Source organism: Bacteroides sp. D22 (assembly GCF_000163675.1).
GTDB lineage: Bacteria > Bacteroidota > Bacteroidia > Bacteroidales > Bacteroidaceae > Bacteroides > Bacteroides xylanisolvens.
The window spans coordinates 237,544-253,398 of sequence record NZ_GG774799.1; the positions used below are offsets into that span (position 1 = coordinate 237,544).

9 protein-coding genes and 1 pseudogene are annotated in these 15,855 nt (G+C 44.2%); 7 read left to right on the plus strand and 3 right to left on the minus strand.

Going from position 1 to position 15,855, the window contains the following annotated elements; all coding sequences use genetic code 11:
- Positions 1-246: 246 nt before the first annotated feature.
- Positions 247-1,116 (minus strand): annotated as a pseudogene (locus HMPREF0106_RS18380) (helix-turn-helix transcriptional regulator); the annotation flags it as partial.
- Positions 1,117-1,341: 225 nt separating this feature from the next.
- Between HMPREF0106_RS18380 and HMPREF0106_RS18375 the strand changes: the two are divergent.
- On the plus strand, positions 1,342-3,222 hold the full coding sequence (locus tag HMPREF0106_RS18375; RefSeq protein ID WP_009039310.1) for a DUF4980 domain-containing protein: 1,881 nt from the start codon (positions 1,342-1,344) through the stop codon (positions 3,220-3,222).
- Between the two features lie 171 nt (positions 3,223-3,393).
- Here the strand turns inward: HMPREF0106_RS18375 and HMPREF0106_RS18370 are convergent, their stop codons facing one another.
- A complete protein-coding gene (locus tag HMPREF0106_RS18370) occupies positions 3,394-4,266 on the minus strand; it encodes an aldose 1-epimerase family protein (RefSeq protein ID WP_009039311.1) in 873 nt (290 codons plus the stop codon).
- Between the two features lie 290 nt (positions 4,267-4,556).
- Between HMPREF0106_RS18370 and HMPREF0106_RS18365 the strand changes: the two genes are divergently transcribed.
- The 5 genes from HMPREF0106_RS18365 (at position 4,557) to HMPREF0106_RS18345 (ending at position 14,344) form a co-directional block, all read left to right on the plus strand.
- A complete protein-coding gene (locus HMPREF0106_RS18365; protein ID WP_032851112.1) occupies positions 4,557-7,670 on the plus strand; it encodes a SusC/RagA family TonB-linked outer membrane protein in 3,114 nt (1,037 codons plus the stop codon).
- A gap of 27 nt (positions 7,671-7,697) precedes the next feature.
- Positions 7,698-9,410 (plus strand): RagB/SusD family nutrient uptake outer membrane protein, encoded by a 1,713-nt coding sequence (locus tag HMPREF0106_RS18360; RefSeq protein WP_008644811.1) that lies wholly within the window; start codon positions 7,698-7,700, stop codon positions 9,408-9,410.
- 26 nt (positions 9,411-9,436) lie between these two features.
- A complete protein-coding gene (locus HMPREF0106_RS18355; RefSeq protein WP_004321576.1) occupies positions 9,437-10,822 on the plus strand; it encodes a DUF4960 domain-containing protein in 1,386 nt (461 codons plus the stop codon).
- 17 nt (positions 10,823-10,839) lie between these two features.
- Complete coding sequence (locus HMPREF0106_RS18350; protein ID WP_009039313.1) at positions 10,840-12,408, plus strand: glycoside hydrolase family 32 protein; 1,569 nt, start codon at positions 10,840-10,842, stop codon at positions 12,406-12,408.
- Between the two features lie 100 nt (positions 12,409-12,508).
- Entirely contained in the window at positions 12,509-14,344 is a 1,836-nt protein-coding gene (locus HMPREF0106_RS18345) for a DUF4980 domain-containing protein (RefSeq protein WP_008644814.1), read from the plus strand.
- 106 nt (positions 14,345-14,450) lie between these two features.
- Here HMPREF0106_RS18345 and HMPREF0106_RS18340 read toward each other — a convergent pair whose 3' ends face one another.
- On the minus strand, positions 14,451-14,672 hold the full coding sequence (locus HMPREF0106_RS18340; protein ID WP_009039314.1) for a hypothetical protein: 222 nt from the start codon (positions 14,670-14,672) through the stop codon (positions 14,451-14,453).
- A 15-nt stretch (positions 14,673-14,687) separates the two neighbouring features.
- On the opposite strand from HMPREF0106_RS18340, the gene HMPREF0106_RS18335 reads away from it, so the two are divergent.
- Entirely contained in the window at positions 14,688-15,854 is a 1,167-nt protein-coding gene (locus tag HMPREF0106_RS18335; RefSeq protein ID WP_009039315.1) for an MFS transporter, read from the plus strand.
- Position 15,855 lies beyond the last annotated feature (1 nt).

Sequence of the window (15,855 nt, forward strand, 5' to 3'; positions counted from 1 at the left end):
ATAACAGAGACTAGGGCGATGAACACTATTTCGTTAGACTGATATATTTTATTCTTATCATCTCTTACATCAGGAATTATAGCTGAAAAGGCTTGAATGGTCATATTGCGGTAGGGATTAATATAGTAGATATGCAAATGTAATGAATTATATTCACACAGAGAATAGGAACAGAAGATATTGAAAAATACAGGAAAAAAACTATCTATTTAGGGAATAATAAAAGCTAAATTAACATGTACAAGTTATTGAGCGTTCGCCCTGCCTTTCCACCACTTGCTGGCTGCGGTGTATAGGCTTGGTTATGATGTAAGGTGCTTCGGCAGCCGCTACCTTGAAACCGACTTTCTCCGCTACACTTCCGGAGTTTTTAGTGACTCCTACCAGATCATCGAAGAACGTGTTCGGATCGAAGAACGTATTTTTTATGTAATGTTGTTGTGGCAGAACTTCCAATGATTGTATTCTGTCCAAAGCTAAATTTTGCAAGATCCGTCCGTTTCCTCTGACACCATAAACGAACCACCGGTTACGATACTCTTTTAATAGATAAGGATAAAAAATAAAGTTGTTGGCCGAACGTGCCTTGAATGAACGATATTTGAGCTGTATCGGATGCTCGTTTACAATCGCGTGATAGATCGTATCCAGATAATCCAGTCCTTTCAATGATTCATTTTTTTCAAAGTCAATGACAGGAGTGGTTTTCATCCGGGCAGAAGCGACATGGTCTTCCAGACGGTTGATAATATCGCTCATTTCCGTAAAATAGGAGAAACCTTTAAACTGCCGCAACACCTCCACGGCTTCCGACATCGTTTTCAGGTCTTGTTCGTTCAGCGGAGTTTGTGTAATGCTGTATTCCGGATCTTCGTATTTATAGTATTTATTTTCGTACACCACAATCGGAGCGTTATAACCCAGCTTCTCGCTACGCATCATCTGTATATCCATTTGTACCGTACGTTTGCTTATGCCTTTATCAATGCCTTCGTATTCGTAAAGAGCATCCGAGCAAGCATCTACCAAATCTTCCAACGTCCAGCGTCGATAAGGATTACGCAGACAGTTATCAATTGTTTTATAACGGATTAAGGCATTTCTATTTGCTGGCATAAGTAGAAGAATAAAGATTTGCTTCAAAAGTAGAAAAATAAATTCAGGAAAACAAAGAGGTTGCAGGTCTTTATTTTTGGATGATAAAAAGAAAATTCTTAGGATTTGTATCAAATTTGATACCCTTTGAAACAAAGTTTATAGACGAAGGCGAAGATACCCCCTATCTTTGCCTTCGTCTATTTTAGATTAAAAGCTTGTATAAACTAGGAATACTTTGTTGCCATGAAAACAAACCCTTGGATGAAACTATGTAAAGGTGCAATACTTGCGTTAGCAGTCTCTTACGGACTGACTTATTGCCACACAACAAAAAGCAAGTTGACCTTGGAACAGAAAAGCGATAGCCTGACTGTCATCCATATCACCAATCCGACTAATTATATATTGCTTCCTATAGAAGAGGAAGCTGCGGAAAGTCAGGTTCTGCTTGATACCGGAGAGGCTGCGGATACCGATATGGATATTCGTCTGGCACAGACTCAAGTGGATTATTTTGTTCCCTTTGCTTTGCCTGCCGGAGCGAAGGCTGCCACCGTCCGTGTTCGTAATAAATCAAAGGATGCACTTTGCTGGAAAGAAATCAAGCTATCTGATACTTTTGATACAGCCAATACGGAAAAGTTCCGCCCTGTTTACCATCATACTCCTCTCTATGGCTGGATGAATGATGCCAACGGATTGGTGTATAAAGATGGAGAATATCATTTGTATTTTCAATATAACCCTTACGGTTCTAAATGGGGAAATATGCATTGGGGACATTCTGTCAGTAAGGACCTTGTACATTGGGAACATTTGGCCCCAGCTATTGCCCGTGATACATTGGGACATATCTTTTCCGGCAGCTCTATTGTCGATCAGGAGAATGTAGCGGGGTATGGAGTAGGGAGCATCCTGGTTTTTTATACTTCTGCCAGTGACAAAAACGGGCAGATCCAATGTCTTGCTTTTAGCAAGGATAATGGACGGACATTTACTAAATACGAGAAGAACCCCATCTTGTGCCCTGCGGATGGTTTGAGAGATTTCCGTGACCCGAAAGTGTTCCGGTATGAACCGGAAGATAAATGGGTGATGATTGTCTCCGCCGATAAAGAAATGCGTTTCTATGACTCTAAGAATCTGAAGGACTGGAACTATATGAGCAGCTTCGGAGAAGGATACGGAGTGCAACCTTGTCAATTTGAATGTCCGGACATGGTGGAACTTCCGGTAGATGGAGATCTGAACCGTAAGAAATGGGCATTGATAGTGAACGTCAATCCAGGATGTTATTTTGGAGGAAGTGCCACTCAATACTTTACAGGAGACTTTGATGGAAAGAAATTCAGTTGTGATAGTCAGTCGAATGTCACGAAATGGTTGGATTGGGGCAAAGATCACTATGCTACCGTTTGTTTCTCAAACACTGGAGAACGGACGATTGCTGTTCCTTGGATGAGTAACTGGCAATATTGTAATATTGTCCCGACAAAGCAATTTCGTAGTGCTAACGCTTTGCCGCGTGAGTTAAGCCTTTATACACAAGACGGTGAAATTTATCTTTCAGCAGCTCCGGTACTGGAGATAAAGACTCTGCGAAAAGAAAAGAAAGAGATTCCGGCATTTACGGTTGCCAATGATTATCATATTGATTCTTTATTGGCTGATAATGATGGTGCTTATGAACTGGCATTGGAAATTACCGCCGGAGAAGCGGAGATAATGGGATTCAGCCTCTTTAATGATAAAGGGGAAAAGGTGGATATCTACTTCAATCTTCCGGAAAAGAGATTGGTTATGGACCGGACGAAAAGTGGTATCGTGGATTTCGGAAAGAAGAGTGTACCTCATGAAATAGAGGTTCACGACCGCAGAAAGACGACTTCCATCAATTATATAGATGATTTCGCATTAGCTACCTGGGCACCGATAAAGAAAGAGAATAAATATACGTTGGATGTCTTTGTTGATAAATGTTCTGTAGAAATATTCCTGAATGGAGGAAAGGTAGCAATGACTAATCTTATCTTTCCATCGGAACCATACAACCGTATGTGTTTTTATAGCAAAGGAGGTTCATTTCAAGTAGATTCATTCAATGCGTATCGGTTGGGTTTATAATAGAAATAGAAGTTACACAATAGATGTTTGCATAGATTCAGTAAAAGCAACAAGTATTGATTGCTTTTTAAGGATTCATAGGTTAGATTTATAAGTTAGGTTTTGTAGATTAGAATTAGGTATTTAGTAGCTGTCAGATGTGAAATCCGGCAGCTACTTTTTATTCATCAATTATTCATCAATTTCAATTGTATATCCTCCTTGGAATATCTCTTCCGGTTGTAAGTGCTGCATCCAGTCCTTATCTTTATATTCACCAGTATAATGTGCGCGGTCGCAACGTCCGTACCAAGGTTCGATGCAGACGAAAGGAGCATTCTTTGCAGGTGGAGACCAAAGACCGACTACCGGAGCGTTAAAATGTAAACTAAGATAAGCCTGTTTCTCTTTATTATATAAGGTAACTTTACGGACCTGTTCATTTTCCAGTATCAAAGCATCTTTATCAAAAGTATGCGTGTCCAGTGGTAATAATCCGTCTGTCAACTCTAAAGAATATTCTGTGGAAGGATCAGCGCATCCCTTTTCTGAAATGAGAATATATTTCAAACCGTTTTCCTTGTCAAATCCGAAGAACCCTCTTTCAGAATTGCTTGCATCGAACTCCGGCCAATAGAAAGCTGGATGTGCCCCAATCTGAAAATACATATCCTTTTCACCGCTATTCTTTACTTCCCACATAACCTCAATTTTCTTTCCCTGGATGCGATAGCCTATTTCCAGACAGAATGAAAAAGGGTATTTATGCAAAGTTTCTTCATTGCTGACAAGGCGGTAACGTACTTCATCCTCTTTTTCAGAAATAAGAGTAAATTCCATGTCACGGGCAAAACCATGTTGAGTAAGCGTATAAGGAATCCCTTCATTCCGATACTCATTTTCCCATACGCTCCCTACAATCGGGAATAGGACAGGAGAGTGTCGCTTCCAAAAAGCAGGATCGGCTTGCCACAGATATTCTTTTCCATTGGCGACGATGCTGCAGAGTTCAGCTCCGTGAGGAGATACTTGAATCGTGAGTTGTTTGTTGGAGATTGTTTTCATATCGTTGATTTTTTCAGTTGACTACAACCAGTAGTTAACTCCATTTTTTAAGTTCTTATCATCTGCAAAGGTAATATTTTCCATACTTACTGGAGAATAGATATTCTATAAATCTTCTATCTCGAATAATAATGTATAAAACCCTATAAAATAGCGTTCTATGCAACAAATGTTATAGCCTTTGAAACATTTTTTTCAGTCGTTTGATATAAATCAACCGTAATTTGCATTATCGATATAGATAAAATTCGTACTTTTAATTTAATAACATCAAACTAATGCATCGTATTATGAAGAACAAAAAACTTCTTTGCAGCGTTTGTTTCCTGTTTACTTTCATGTCAGTCCTTTGGGGGCAAAGCATTACGGTGAAAGGAAACGTTACTTCTAAAACGGACGGACAGCCGGTCATCGGCGCCTCTGTTGTTGAAGCTACAGCTACTGCTAATGGAACAATTACTGATTTAGATGGTAATTTCACCCTTTCGGTTCCGGCTAACTCTACTTTAAAGATTACGTATATTGGTTATAAACCGGTGACCGTAAAATCGGCTGCTATCGTTAATGTATTATTGGAAGAAGACACTCAAATGGTAGATGAAGTGGTTGTAACAGGTTATACCACTCAACGTAAAGCCGACCTGACCGGTGCTGTTTCCGTAGTGAAAGTAGACGAAATCCAGAAGCAAGGGGAGAACAACCCGGTGAAAGCACTTCAAGGCCGCGTGCCCGGTATGAACATTACAGCGGATGGAAATCCGAGCGGATCGGCTACCGTACGTATTCGCGGTATCGGTACGCTGAACAACAACGATCCTCTTTATATTATCGATGGAGTTCCTACCAAAGCCGGTATGCACGAATTGAACGGAAACGACATTGAATCCATTCAAGTACTGAAAGATGCTGCTTCAGCATCCATCTACGGTTCGCGTGCTGCAAATGGCGTTATCGTCATTACTACCAAACAAGGAAAGAAAGGCCAGATTAAAATCAACTTTGATGCTTCGGTTTCAGCTTCCATGTATCAAAGTAAGATGGACGTGTTGAATACGGAACAGTACGGACGTGCCATGTGGCAAGCCTATGTAAACGATGGTGAGAACCCGAACGGCAATGCCTTGGGATATAACTACAATTGGGGTTACGATGCCAACGGAAATCCGGTACTATATGGTATGAGCCTTTCCAAATACCTGGACTCAAAGAATACAATGCCTGTGGCAGATACCGACTGGTTTGATGAGATTACCCGTACTGGTGTTATCCAGCAATACAATCTCTCTGTCAGCAACGGTTCGGAGAAAGGTTCTTCCTTCTTTTCTCTGGGATATTACAAAAACCTGGGTGTAATTAAAGATACGGACTTCGACCGTTTCTCCGCCCGCATGAACAGCGATTATAAATTAATTGATGATATATTGACTATCGGTCAGCATTTCACCTTAAACCGGACTTCGGAAGTACAAGCTCCCGGCGGAATTATTGAAACTGCTTTGGACATTCCTTCCGCTATCCCCGTTTATGCTTCGGATGGTTCATGGGGAGGACCGGTAGGCGGATGGCCGGACCGTCGTAATCCTCGCGCCGTACTCGAATACAACAAAGACAACCGATACACTTACTGGCGTATGTTCGGTGATGCTTATGTGAATCTAAGCCTCTTCAAAGGATTCAATGTTCGTTCTACTTTTGGTCTGGACTACGCAAACAAGCAAGCCCGTTACTTCACCTATCCTTATCAGGAAGGAACACAGACCAATAACGGCAAGAGTGCAGTGGAAGCCAAACAGGAACACTGGACCAAATGGATGTGGAATGCCATTGCCACTTACCAGTTGGAAATAGGCAAGCATCGTGGAGACGTTATGGCAGGTATGGAGCTGAACCGGGAAGACGACAGTCATTTCTCCGGCTACAAAGAAGATTTCTCTATCCTTACTTCCGACTATATGTGGCCCGATGCAGGTAGCGGCACAGCACAGGCTTACGGTGCCGGCGAAGGTTACTCGCTTGTCTCTTTCTTCGGTAAAATGAACTATTCTTATGCTGACAAATATCTGCTTTCATTGACGCTCCGTCGTGACGGTTCTTCCCGCTTCGGTAAAAACCATCGTTATGCCACTTTCCCTTCCGTTTCTTTGGGATGGCGCATCACACAGGAGAGCTTTATGAAGGAACTGACTTGGTTGGACGATCTGAAACTGCGTGCTTCATGGGGACAGACCGGTAATCAGGAAATCTCCAACCTTGCCCGTTACACTATCTACGCTCCTAATTATGGAACAACAGATTCATTTGGCGGTCAAAGCTACGGTACGGCATACGATATTACAGGTTCTAACGGAGGTGGTACTCTGCCTTCCGGATTCAAACGTAACCAGATTGGTAATGACAATATCAAATGGGAGACAACCACACAGACGAACGTCGGTATCGACTTCAGCCTATTCAAACAATCCCTGTATGGTTCATTGGAATACTATTACAAGAAAACCACCGATATCCTGACTGAAATGGCAGGAGTGGGAGTATTGGGAGAAGGTGGCAACCGTTGGATTAATTCGGGCGCAATGAAAAACCAGGGTTTTGAATTCAATTTGGGCTACCGCAACAAGACTGCCTTCGGACTGACTTACGACCTGAACGGAAACATCTCCACTTACCGGAATGAAATTCTTGAACTGCCGGAGACAGTGGCTGCCAATGGAAAGTTTGGTGGCAATGGAGTAAAAAGTGTAGTCGGTCATACATACAACTCACAAGTGGGCTACATTGCCGATGGTATCTTCAAATCACAAGAAGAAGTGGATAATCACGCTACGCAGGAAGGTGCAGCCGTTGGCCGTATCCGCTACCGCGACATCGACCATAACGGTGTGATTGATGAAAAAGACCAGGAATGGATTTACGATCCGACTCCTGCTTTCAGCTACGGATTGAATATCTACCTGGAATATAAGAACTTCGACCTGACTATGTTCTGGCAAGGCGTTCAGGGAGTAGATATCATCAGTGACGTGAAGAAGAAAAGTGACTTCTGGAGTGCATCCAACGTCGGCTTCCTGAACAAAGGAACCCGCCTGCTCAATGCCTGGTCGCCTACTAATCCGAACTCTACTATTCCGGCATTGACCCGCAGCGATACAAACAATGAACAGCGTGTCTCCACTTACTTTGTTGAAAACGGTTCCTTCCTGAAACTGCGTAATATCCAATTAGGCTATACAGTTCCGGCAGTAATCTCCAAGAAGTTGAGAATGGAACGTTTACGTTTCTATTGCAGCGCGCAAAATCTGCTGACGATCAAGAGTAAAGACTTTACGGGAGAAGACCCGGAAAACCCGAACTTCTCTTATCCGATCCCTGTGAATATCACCTTCGGACTTAACATCGGATTTTAATTCACTTCATTTATAAAACGAACTATCATGAAAAAGATACTATACATAGCAACCATCGGATTTACCTTGCTGACAAGCAGTTGCAACGATTTTCTGGATCGTCAGGTTCCGCAGGGTATTGTGACCGGCGATCAGATCGCTTCTCCCGAATACGTGGACAACCTCGTGATTTCAGCCTACGCCATTTGGGCAACAGGTGACGACATCAACTCTTCCTTCTCGCTTTGGAATTATGACGTACGTTCCGACGATTGTTATAAAGGCGGTTCCGGTACGGAAGACGGCGGTGTGTTCAACGCACTGGAAATTTCTAAAGGTATCAACACCACCGACTGGAATATCAACGATATATGGAAAAGACTGTATCAATGCATCACCCGTGCCAACACAGCCTTGCAGTCACTCGACCTGATGGATGAAAAGACTTATCCGCTGAAGGACCAGCGCATTGCTGAAATGAGATTCCTGCGCGGACACGCCCACTTCATGTTGAAGGAACTGTTTAAGAAGATCGTTATAGTAGACGATGAAAACATGGACCCGGATGCTTACAACGAGCTTTCGAATACCACCTATACCAATAACGAACAATGGCAAAAGATAGCAGACGACTTCCAGTTTGCCTACGACAATCTGCCGGAAGTGCAGATAGAAAAAGGACGTCCCACACAAGCTGCCGCTGCCGCTTACCTGGCAAAGACTTACTTGTATAAGGCTTACCGTCAGGATGGAGTGAATAACAACCTTACCGGTATCGACGAAGAGGACCTGAAGCAGGTAGTGAAATATACCGATCCTCTCATCATGGCCAAAGCCGGTTACGGATTGGAAAATGATTATAGCATGAACTTCCTGCCTCAATATGAAAATGGCGCGGAGTCTGTATGGGCGATTCAATATTCTATCAACGACGGAACATACAACGGTAACCTGAACTGGGGAATGGGACTGACAACTCCGCAGATACTAGGTTGCTGTGACTTCCACAAACCGAGCCAAAATCTGGTGAACGCTTTCAAAACCGACTCGCAAGGAAAACCGTTGTTCAATACCTACGATAATGAGAACTACGAGGTTACGACGGACAATGTAGACCCCCGTTTATTCCACACGGTAGGTATGCCGGGCTTCCCTTATAAATACAACGAAGGCTACCTGATTCAGAAGAATGATGACTGGAGCCGTAGTAAGGGACTTTACGGATATTATGTTTCGCTCAAAGAGAATGTAGACCCGGACTGTGACTGCCTGAAGAAAGGTTCTTATTGGGCAAGTTCCCTGAATCATATCGTTATTCGTTATGCAGACGTATTGCTGATGCGTGCCGAAGCCCTGATACAGTTGAACGACGGACGTATTGCCGACGCCATTTCACTCATCAACGATGTACGCAGCCGTGCAGCCGGAAGTACAATGCTGATCTTCAATTACAAAGAAGAGTACGGAGTAAACTTTAAAGTAACTCCTTATGAACTGAAAGCATATACACAGGACGAAGCCATGAAAATGCTGAAATGGGAACGCCGTATAGAGTTCGGTATGGAAAGCTCACGTTTCTTTGACCTCGTAAGATGGGGAGAAGCCAAAGACGTTATCAATGCTTATTATGTGACCGAAGCAGCCCGTTGTTCTATTTACAAGAATGCAGGTTTCACGGAAAATAAGAACGAATACCTTCCAATCCCATTCGAACAGATCAGTGCCAGTAACGGAAATTATACACAGAATTTCGGTTGGTAATCATCAATTTTAAAACAAAGAATAAAATGAAATCAATCATAAAACAACTCTATACCATCCTGTTGGTGACTGTAGCATGTCTGACAGTTGCGGGATGTAGCGATGACTTCAAATCCAATCTTCGTCTGGACGGAGATGTATGGGTGAACTCTATCAAACTGGATGAATACGCAGGGACGATCGATTATCAGAATAAGACAATCGTAGTGGGAGTACCTTACGACTATGACGTTACCCGGATGGCCGTCAGTGAAATCAATCTTTCCGAAGGTGCTACGGCGAGCATCGCTGTCGGTGAAACAATCGACTTTTCTCTTCCCGTATCTTTGACCGTGAAGAATGGCGACGTACAGATGAACTATACGATTACCGTGAAGAGAGACGAAGCAAAGATACTGACCTTTAAGTTGAATGATACTTATGTCGGAAAAGTAGACCAGCTATCAAAAACAATCTCTGTAGTTGTTCCGCTGACAGTGGATATTACCCAGTTGAAAGGTACATTCACTGGATCGGATGGAGTCACTGTGACTCCGGCATCCGGCAGCATTCAGGACTTTACCAACCCTGTCACTTATACAGCAACTTACCGTTCGGCAGTGACTTCTTATGTAGTAACAGTTACTCAAGGAAATGTAATTCCGACTGCCTTTATTGGCACAGCTTCTTCTGTGAGTCAACTGACAAGTCCTGAAGAAAAAGCCGCTGCCCAGTGGATGATGGATAATATATCCATGTCCGAATACGTCTCATTCAAAGATGTAGTAGACGGAAAAGTAGATTTAGGTAAATATACTGCAATCTGGTGGCATTTCCATGCAGACAATGGCGATAATCCTCCTTTGCCGGATGATGCGAAAGCTGCCGTAGAGAAATTTAAAGTCTACTATCAAAACGGTGGCAACCTGTTGCTGACCCGCTATGCAACTTTCTATATTAAGGACCTTAGCATTGCAAAAGACGAGCGTGTACCCAACAACAGTTGGGGAGGAAACGAAGACTCACCCGAAATTACGTCTTCTCCGTGGAGCTTTCCGATTACCGGTAGCGAATCGCATCCGTTGTTCCAGGATTTAAGATGGAAAGATGGCGACAAATCGACAGTATATACTTGTGATGCCGGCTATGCGATAACCAATAGTACAGCGCAATGGCATATCGGAACAGACTGGGGAGGTTATGCCGACTTGAACGAATGGCGTAACCTGACTGGAGGAATTGACCTGGCACGTGGAGGTGACGGTGCAGTAGTCATTGCCGAATTCGAGCCGCGCGCCAACAGCGGACGCACGATCTGTATCGGCTCCGGTTGTTACGACTGGTACGGTAAAGGCGTAGACGCTTCTGCCGACTACTACCACTACAACGTAGAGCAAATGACTTTGAATGCAATCAACTACTTATGTAAATAAAAGAATAAGCAATAATTATGAAAAATATGATCTTACATATAGCAATCACCACGCTGTTGGCCTCAATGAGCGCTTGCAGTGATGAGATGGATCCCGTATTGACTCAAAGGGACTGGGACGGTACAGCCACTTACTTCCAATCGGCCGACGAGCATGGCTTCTCGATGTACTATAAACCGCAGGTAGGCTTTGTCGGTGACCCGATGCCATTCTATGATCCGGTTGCCAAAGACTTTAAAGTGATATACCTGCAAGACTACCGTCCGAACCCCGAAGCTACTTACCACCCCATTTTCGGGGTGGCCACCAAAGATGGTGCTACTTATGAATCTCTCGGCGAACTGATTCCGTGTGGAGGTCGTGACGAACAGGATGCTGCCATCGGTACAGGAGGTACCATCTATAATCCGGTTGATAAACTCTACTACACCTTCTACACCGGCAATAAATTCAAACCTTCTTCCGACCAGAATGCACAGGTAGTCATGGTAGCTACCTCTCCCGACTTTAAAACATGGACCAAGAATCGCACTTTCTATCTGAAAGGAGATACGTACGGCTATGACAAGAATGACTTTCGCGATCCGTTCCTGTTCCAGACCGAAGACGGCGTTTATCACATGCTGATTGCCACCCGTAAAAGCGGAAAAGGACACATTGCCGAATTCACCTCTACTAACCTGAAAGAGTGGGCGTCTGCCGGCACATTTATGACCATGATGTGGGACCGTTTCTATGAATGTCCGGACGTATTCAAGATGGGAGACTGGTGGTATCTGGTCTATTCGGAACAAGCTTCCTTCATGCGCAAGGTACAATACTTCAAAGGCAGAACACTTGAAGAACTGAAAGCAACCACCGCCAATGATGCCGGAATATGGCCGGACAATCGGGAAGGTATGCTGGACAGCCGTGCATTCTATGCAGGCAAGACTGCTTCCGATGGAACCAACCGTTACATCTGGGGCTGGTGTCCTACCCGTGCCGGCAATGATAATGGAAACGTAGGGGATGTAGAACCCGAATGGGCTGGCAACTTGGTGGCACAACGCCTCATTCAGCACGAAGACGGTACATTGACTCTCGGAGTTCCCGATGCAATCGACCGTAAATACACTTCTGCACAAGAAGTAAAAGTGATGGCTAAAGACGGAAACGTAACAGAAAGCGGTAAAACCTATACGTTGGCCGAAGGAGCTTCCGTCATCTTCAACCGGTTGAAAGTGCACAACAAGATTTCCTTTACCGTAAAAGCATCCTCGAATGCAGATCGTTTTGGAATCTCTTTCGTTCGTGGAACGGACTCCAAATCATGGTATAGCATCCACGTCAACGCTGACGAGGGTAAAGCCAATTTCGAGAAAGACGGTGACAATGCCAAATACTTGTTTGATAACAAATTCAATATCCCGTCGGATAATGAATACCGTGTGACGATTTACAGTGACCAGTCGGTTTGTGTGACCTACATCAATGACCAGTTATCTTTCACGAACCGCATCTATCAAATGCAGAAGAATCCGTGGTCACTCTGCTGTTATAAAGGCGAAATCACTGTATCAGATGTTCAAGTGAGCACCTATTAATAGAAAAGTAACATCTTTTACAGTGTTTGAAACAAAAGTGATAGGCGTTTCATCCCGGAGCGCCTATCTTTGCACTGTAACAACCTTAATACCATAAAGCATGAATTTAAGACTCTCTTCCAAACAAATTCAAACCTTCGCGGTTTTATTTTGTATGATTGTGATGAATATCTCTCTATCCGCCCGTGCGGACAACTCTCCTCTATTAATTAAAGATTTAGGAGAAGGACATTGCCTCGTACGTGTCAACACTAACCAGAAGTATCTGTTGTTGCCCGTAGAAGATGCATCGCCCGATGTGCGTATCAGCATGATTGTTAATAATAAAGAGGTAAAGAACTTCGATGTCCGTCTGGCCATCCATAAAGTCGATTACTTTGTTCCGGTAGATCTTTCCGACTATTCCGGCAAACTAATCTCTTTCAAATTTAAAATGAACTCCAACGACCCGGTGCGTGTCAACCTTTCGCCGGACAACACTGCTTGCTGCAAGGAAATGAAATTGTCCGACACGTTCGACACAAGCAATCGTGAAAAGTTCCGTCCCACCTATCACTTTTCTCCCCTCTACGGATGGATGAACGACCCGAACGGAATGGTATACAAAGACGGCGAATACCACCTTTTCTACCAATATAACCCTTACGGCTCCAAATGGGGAAATATGAACTGGGGACATGCCATCAGCAAAGACCTCGTAAACTGGGAACATCGCCCCGTAGCAATCGCCCCGGATGCATTTGGCACTATCTTCAGTGGCTCCGCCGTGATAGATCATCATAATACCGCCGGCTTTGGTGCAGGCGCCATCGTCGCCATCTATACACAAAACGGCGACCGTCAGGTGCAAAGTATTGCTTACAGCACCGACAACGGACGTACCTTTACCAAATACGAAAACAATCCAGTATTAGTATCTGCAGCACGTGACTTCCGCGACCCGAAAGTATTCTGGTACGAAGGTAGCAAACGCTGGATCATGGTATTAGCAGTAGGGCAGGAAATGCAATTCTTCTCTTCCCCCAACTTGAAAGACTGGACATTTGAAAGTAGCTTCGGCAAAGGACACGGCGCACACGGAAACGTTTGGGAATGTCCCGACTTGTTCGAACTCCCGGTAGAAGGAACAAATGAAAAGAAATGGGTACTGCTTTGCAGCCTCGGCGACGGTCCTTTCGGTGACTCGGCTACTCAATATTTTGTAGGCTCCTTCAACGGAAAAGAGTTTGTGAACGAATCACCCTCCAAAACCAAATGGATGGACTGGGGAAAAGACCATTATGCCACTGTGACTTGGAGTGATGCTCCCGACAACCGCCGCATCGCTATCGCATGGATGAGCAACTGGCAATACGCAAACGATGTTCCTACCTCCCAATACCGTAGCCCGAACTCCGTTCCCCGTGACTTGAGCCTGTTTACCGTAGATGGTGAGACTTACCTCCAATCAGCTCCCTCTCCCGAACTGCTGGCTTTGCGCGATGCTTCCAAGAAACGCTCGTTCAAAGTGAACGGAACACGCACAATCAAAGAAATGATTCCCGGCAATGACGGTGCATACGAAATAGAACTGACGATTGAAAATCAACATGCAGACGTAATCGGCTTCCGTCTCTACAATGACAAAGGCGAAGAAGTGGATATGCAGTATGACATGAAAGAAAAGAAATTCTCGATGGATCGTCGCAAGAGCGGAAAGGTCAGCTTCAATGAGAATTTCCCGATGTTGACCTGGACAGCTATTGAAAGCGGAAAAGATGCATTAAAACTTCGCCTGTTTGTTGATAAATCCAGCGTTGAGGCCTTTGGAGACGGTGGACGCTTTGCGATGACCAATCAGGTATTCCCTTCGGAGCCTTACAATCATATCGACTTTTACAGTAAAGGAGGAGCTTATAAGGTAGACTCATTTGTAGTTTACAAGTTGAAACCATAAGCCCGTTCTATTCCGCTCCATGCGTTCTTTCCCTGTTTCCTTAGGGCAGAGTTCCTCTTTCCCAATGAGAGAGTACCCATAAAGTGGGGATATAGTTGCTCTAAACTTAAGCTATTGGTAGTTCTTCACGGTCGTGACGAGATCCTACCACGGCCGTGGTAGCTTCTTCCCACAGCCGTGAAGAGAAGTCACCACGGCCGTGGGAAGGTAACAATATCGTAGCTTTAGCATAACAAGAAACGGGAGATACACCAACAATATAAAGGACTGACGTGTACATTACCGTAAGGTTGTGTGCTCCCCGCCCTATGGAAACAGAATTCATCATATAAAAGATAAAACAATGGATAATAGTAAAAACTCTTCCCTTTCCAAACTAATCCCGGTGATGCTTTGCTTCTTTGCCATGGGATTCGTTGACCTGGTAGGCATTACCTCCAATTATGTAAAGGCAGACCTCGGTCTGTCGGACTCGCAGGCGAATATCTTCCCTTCACTGGTATTCTTCTGGTTTCTGATTTTCTCCGTACCCACAGGCATGTTGATGAGCCGCATCGGTCAGAAGAAAACCGTATTGCTTAGTTTGCTTGTGACTTTTGCTTCTTTGTTATTGCCGGTTTTCGGAGACAGTTATATGCTGATGCTGATTTCTTTCTCCCTTCTGGGCATCGGAAACGCGTTGATGCAGACTTCCCTGAATCCGTTGCTTTCTAACATCGTACGTGGCGACCGTTTGGCAAGCAGCCTGACTTTCGGGCAGTTTGTGAAAGCCATTGCCTCTTTCCTTGCTCCTTATATTGCCATGTGGGGAGCGACACAAGCCATCCCGACTTTCGATTTGGGCTGGCGCATCCTGTTCCCGATTTACATGATTGTAGCCGTCATTGCTATCCTGTTGCTCAATGTCACACAGATTAAAGAAGAAAAAGAAGAAGGCAAACCGTCTACTTTCGGACAATGTCTCGCTTTGCTTGGCAAACCGTTTATCCTGCTTTCTTTCATCGGTATCATGTGTCACGTTGGAATTGATGTGGGTACAAACACCACTGCCCCCAAGATTTTGATGGAACGTCTCGGCATGGGCCTTGATGATGCGGCTTTTGCAACAAGCCTTTATTTCATCTTCCGTACGGCAGGCTGCTTCCTCGGTTCTTTCATTTTACGTAAGATGTCACCGAAGTCTTTCTTCGGCATTAGCGTTGTGATGATGCTGATAGCGATGGCAGGTTTGTTTATATTCCATGACAAGACAATGATTTATGTATGCATCGGTCTGATTGGTTTCGGTAACTCCAATGTGTTCTCCGTAGTCTTCTCGCAGGCATTGCTTTACCTGCCGGGTAAGAAAAATGAAGTTTCCGGTCTGATGATTATGGGACTGTTCGGCGGCACGGTATTTCCGTTGGCTATGGGAGTAGCATCCGATGCCATGGGACAGAGTGGGGCAGTAGCCGTAATGACAGTGGGCGTGCTTTATCTCTTGTTCTATACGTTCCGTATTAAAAAATAAT

Bases quoted from the DNA above. Each gene is read 5' to 3' on its own strand.
- HMPREF0106_RS18375 (WP_009039310.1), top strand. From the start codon at position 1,342: ATGAAAACAAACCCTTGGATGAAACTATGTAAAGGTGCAATACTTGCG.
- HMPREF0106_RS18370 (WP_009039311.1), bottom strand. From the start codon at position 4,266: ATGAAAACAATCTCCAACAAACAACTCACGATTCAAGTATCTCCTCAC.
- HMPREF0106_RS18365 (WP_032851112.1), top strand. From the start codon at position 4,557: ATGAAGAACAAAAAACTTCTTTGCAGCGTTTGTTTCCTGTTTACTTTC.
- HMPREF0106_RS18360 (WP_008644811.1), top strand. From the start codon at position 7,698: ATGAAAAAGATACTATACATAGCAACCATCGGATTTACCTTGCTGACA.
- HMPREF0106_RS18355 (WP_004321576.1), top strand. From the start codon at position 9,437: ATGAAATCAATCATAAAACAACTCTATACCATCCTGTTGGTGACTGTA.
- HMPREF0106_RS18350 (WP_009039313.1), top strand. From the start codon at position 10,840: ATGAAAAATATGATCTTACATATAGCAATCACCACGCTGTTGGCCTCA.
- HMPREF0106_RS18345 (WP_008644814.1), top strand. From the start codon at position 12,509: ATGAATTTAAGACTCTCTTCCAAACAAATTCAAACCTTCGCGGTTTTA.
- HMPREF0106_RS18340 (WP_009039314.1), bottom strand. From the start codon at position 14,672: ATGATGAATTCTGTTTCCATAGGGCGGGGAGCACACAACCTTACGGTA.
- HMPREF0106_RS18335 (WP_009039315.1), top strand. From the start codon at position 14,688: ATGGATAATAGTAAAAACTCTTCCCTTTCCAAACTAATCCCGGTGATG.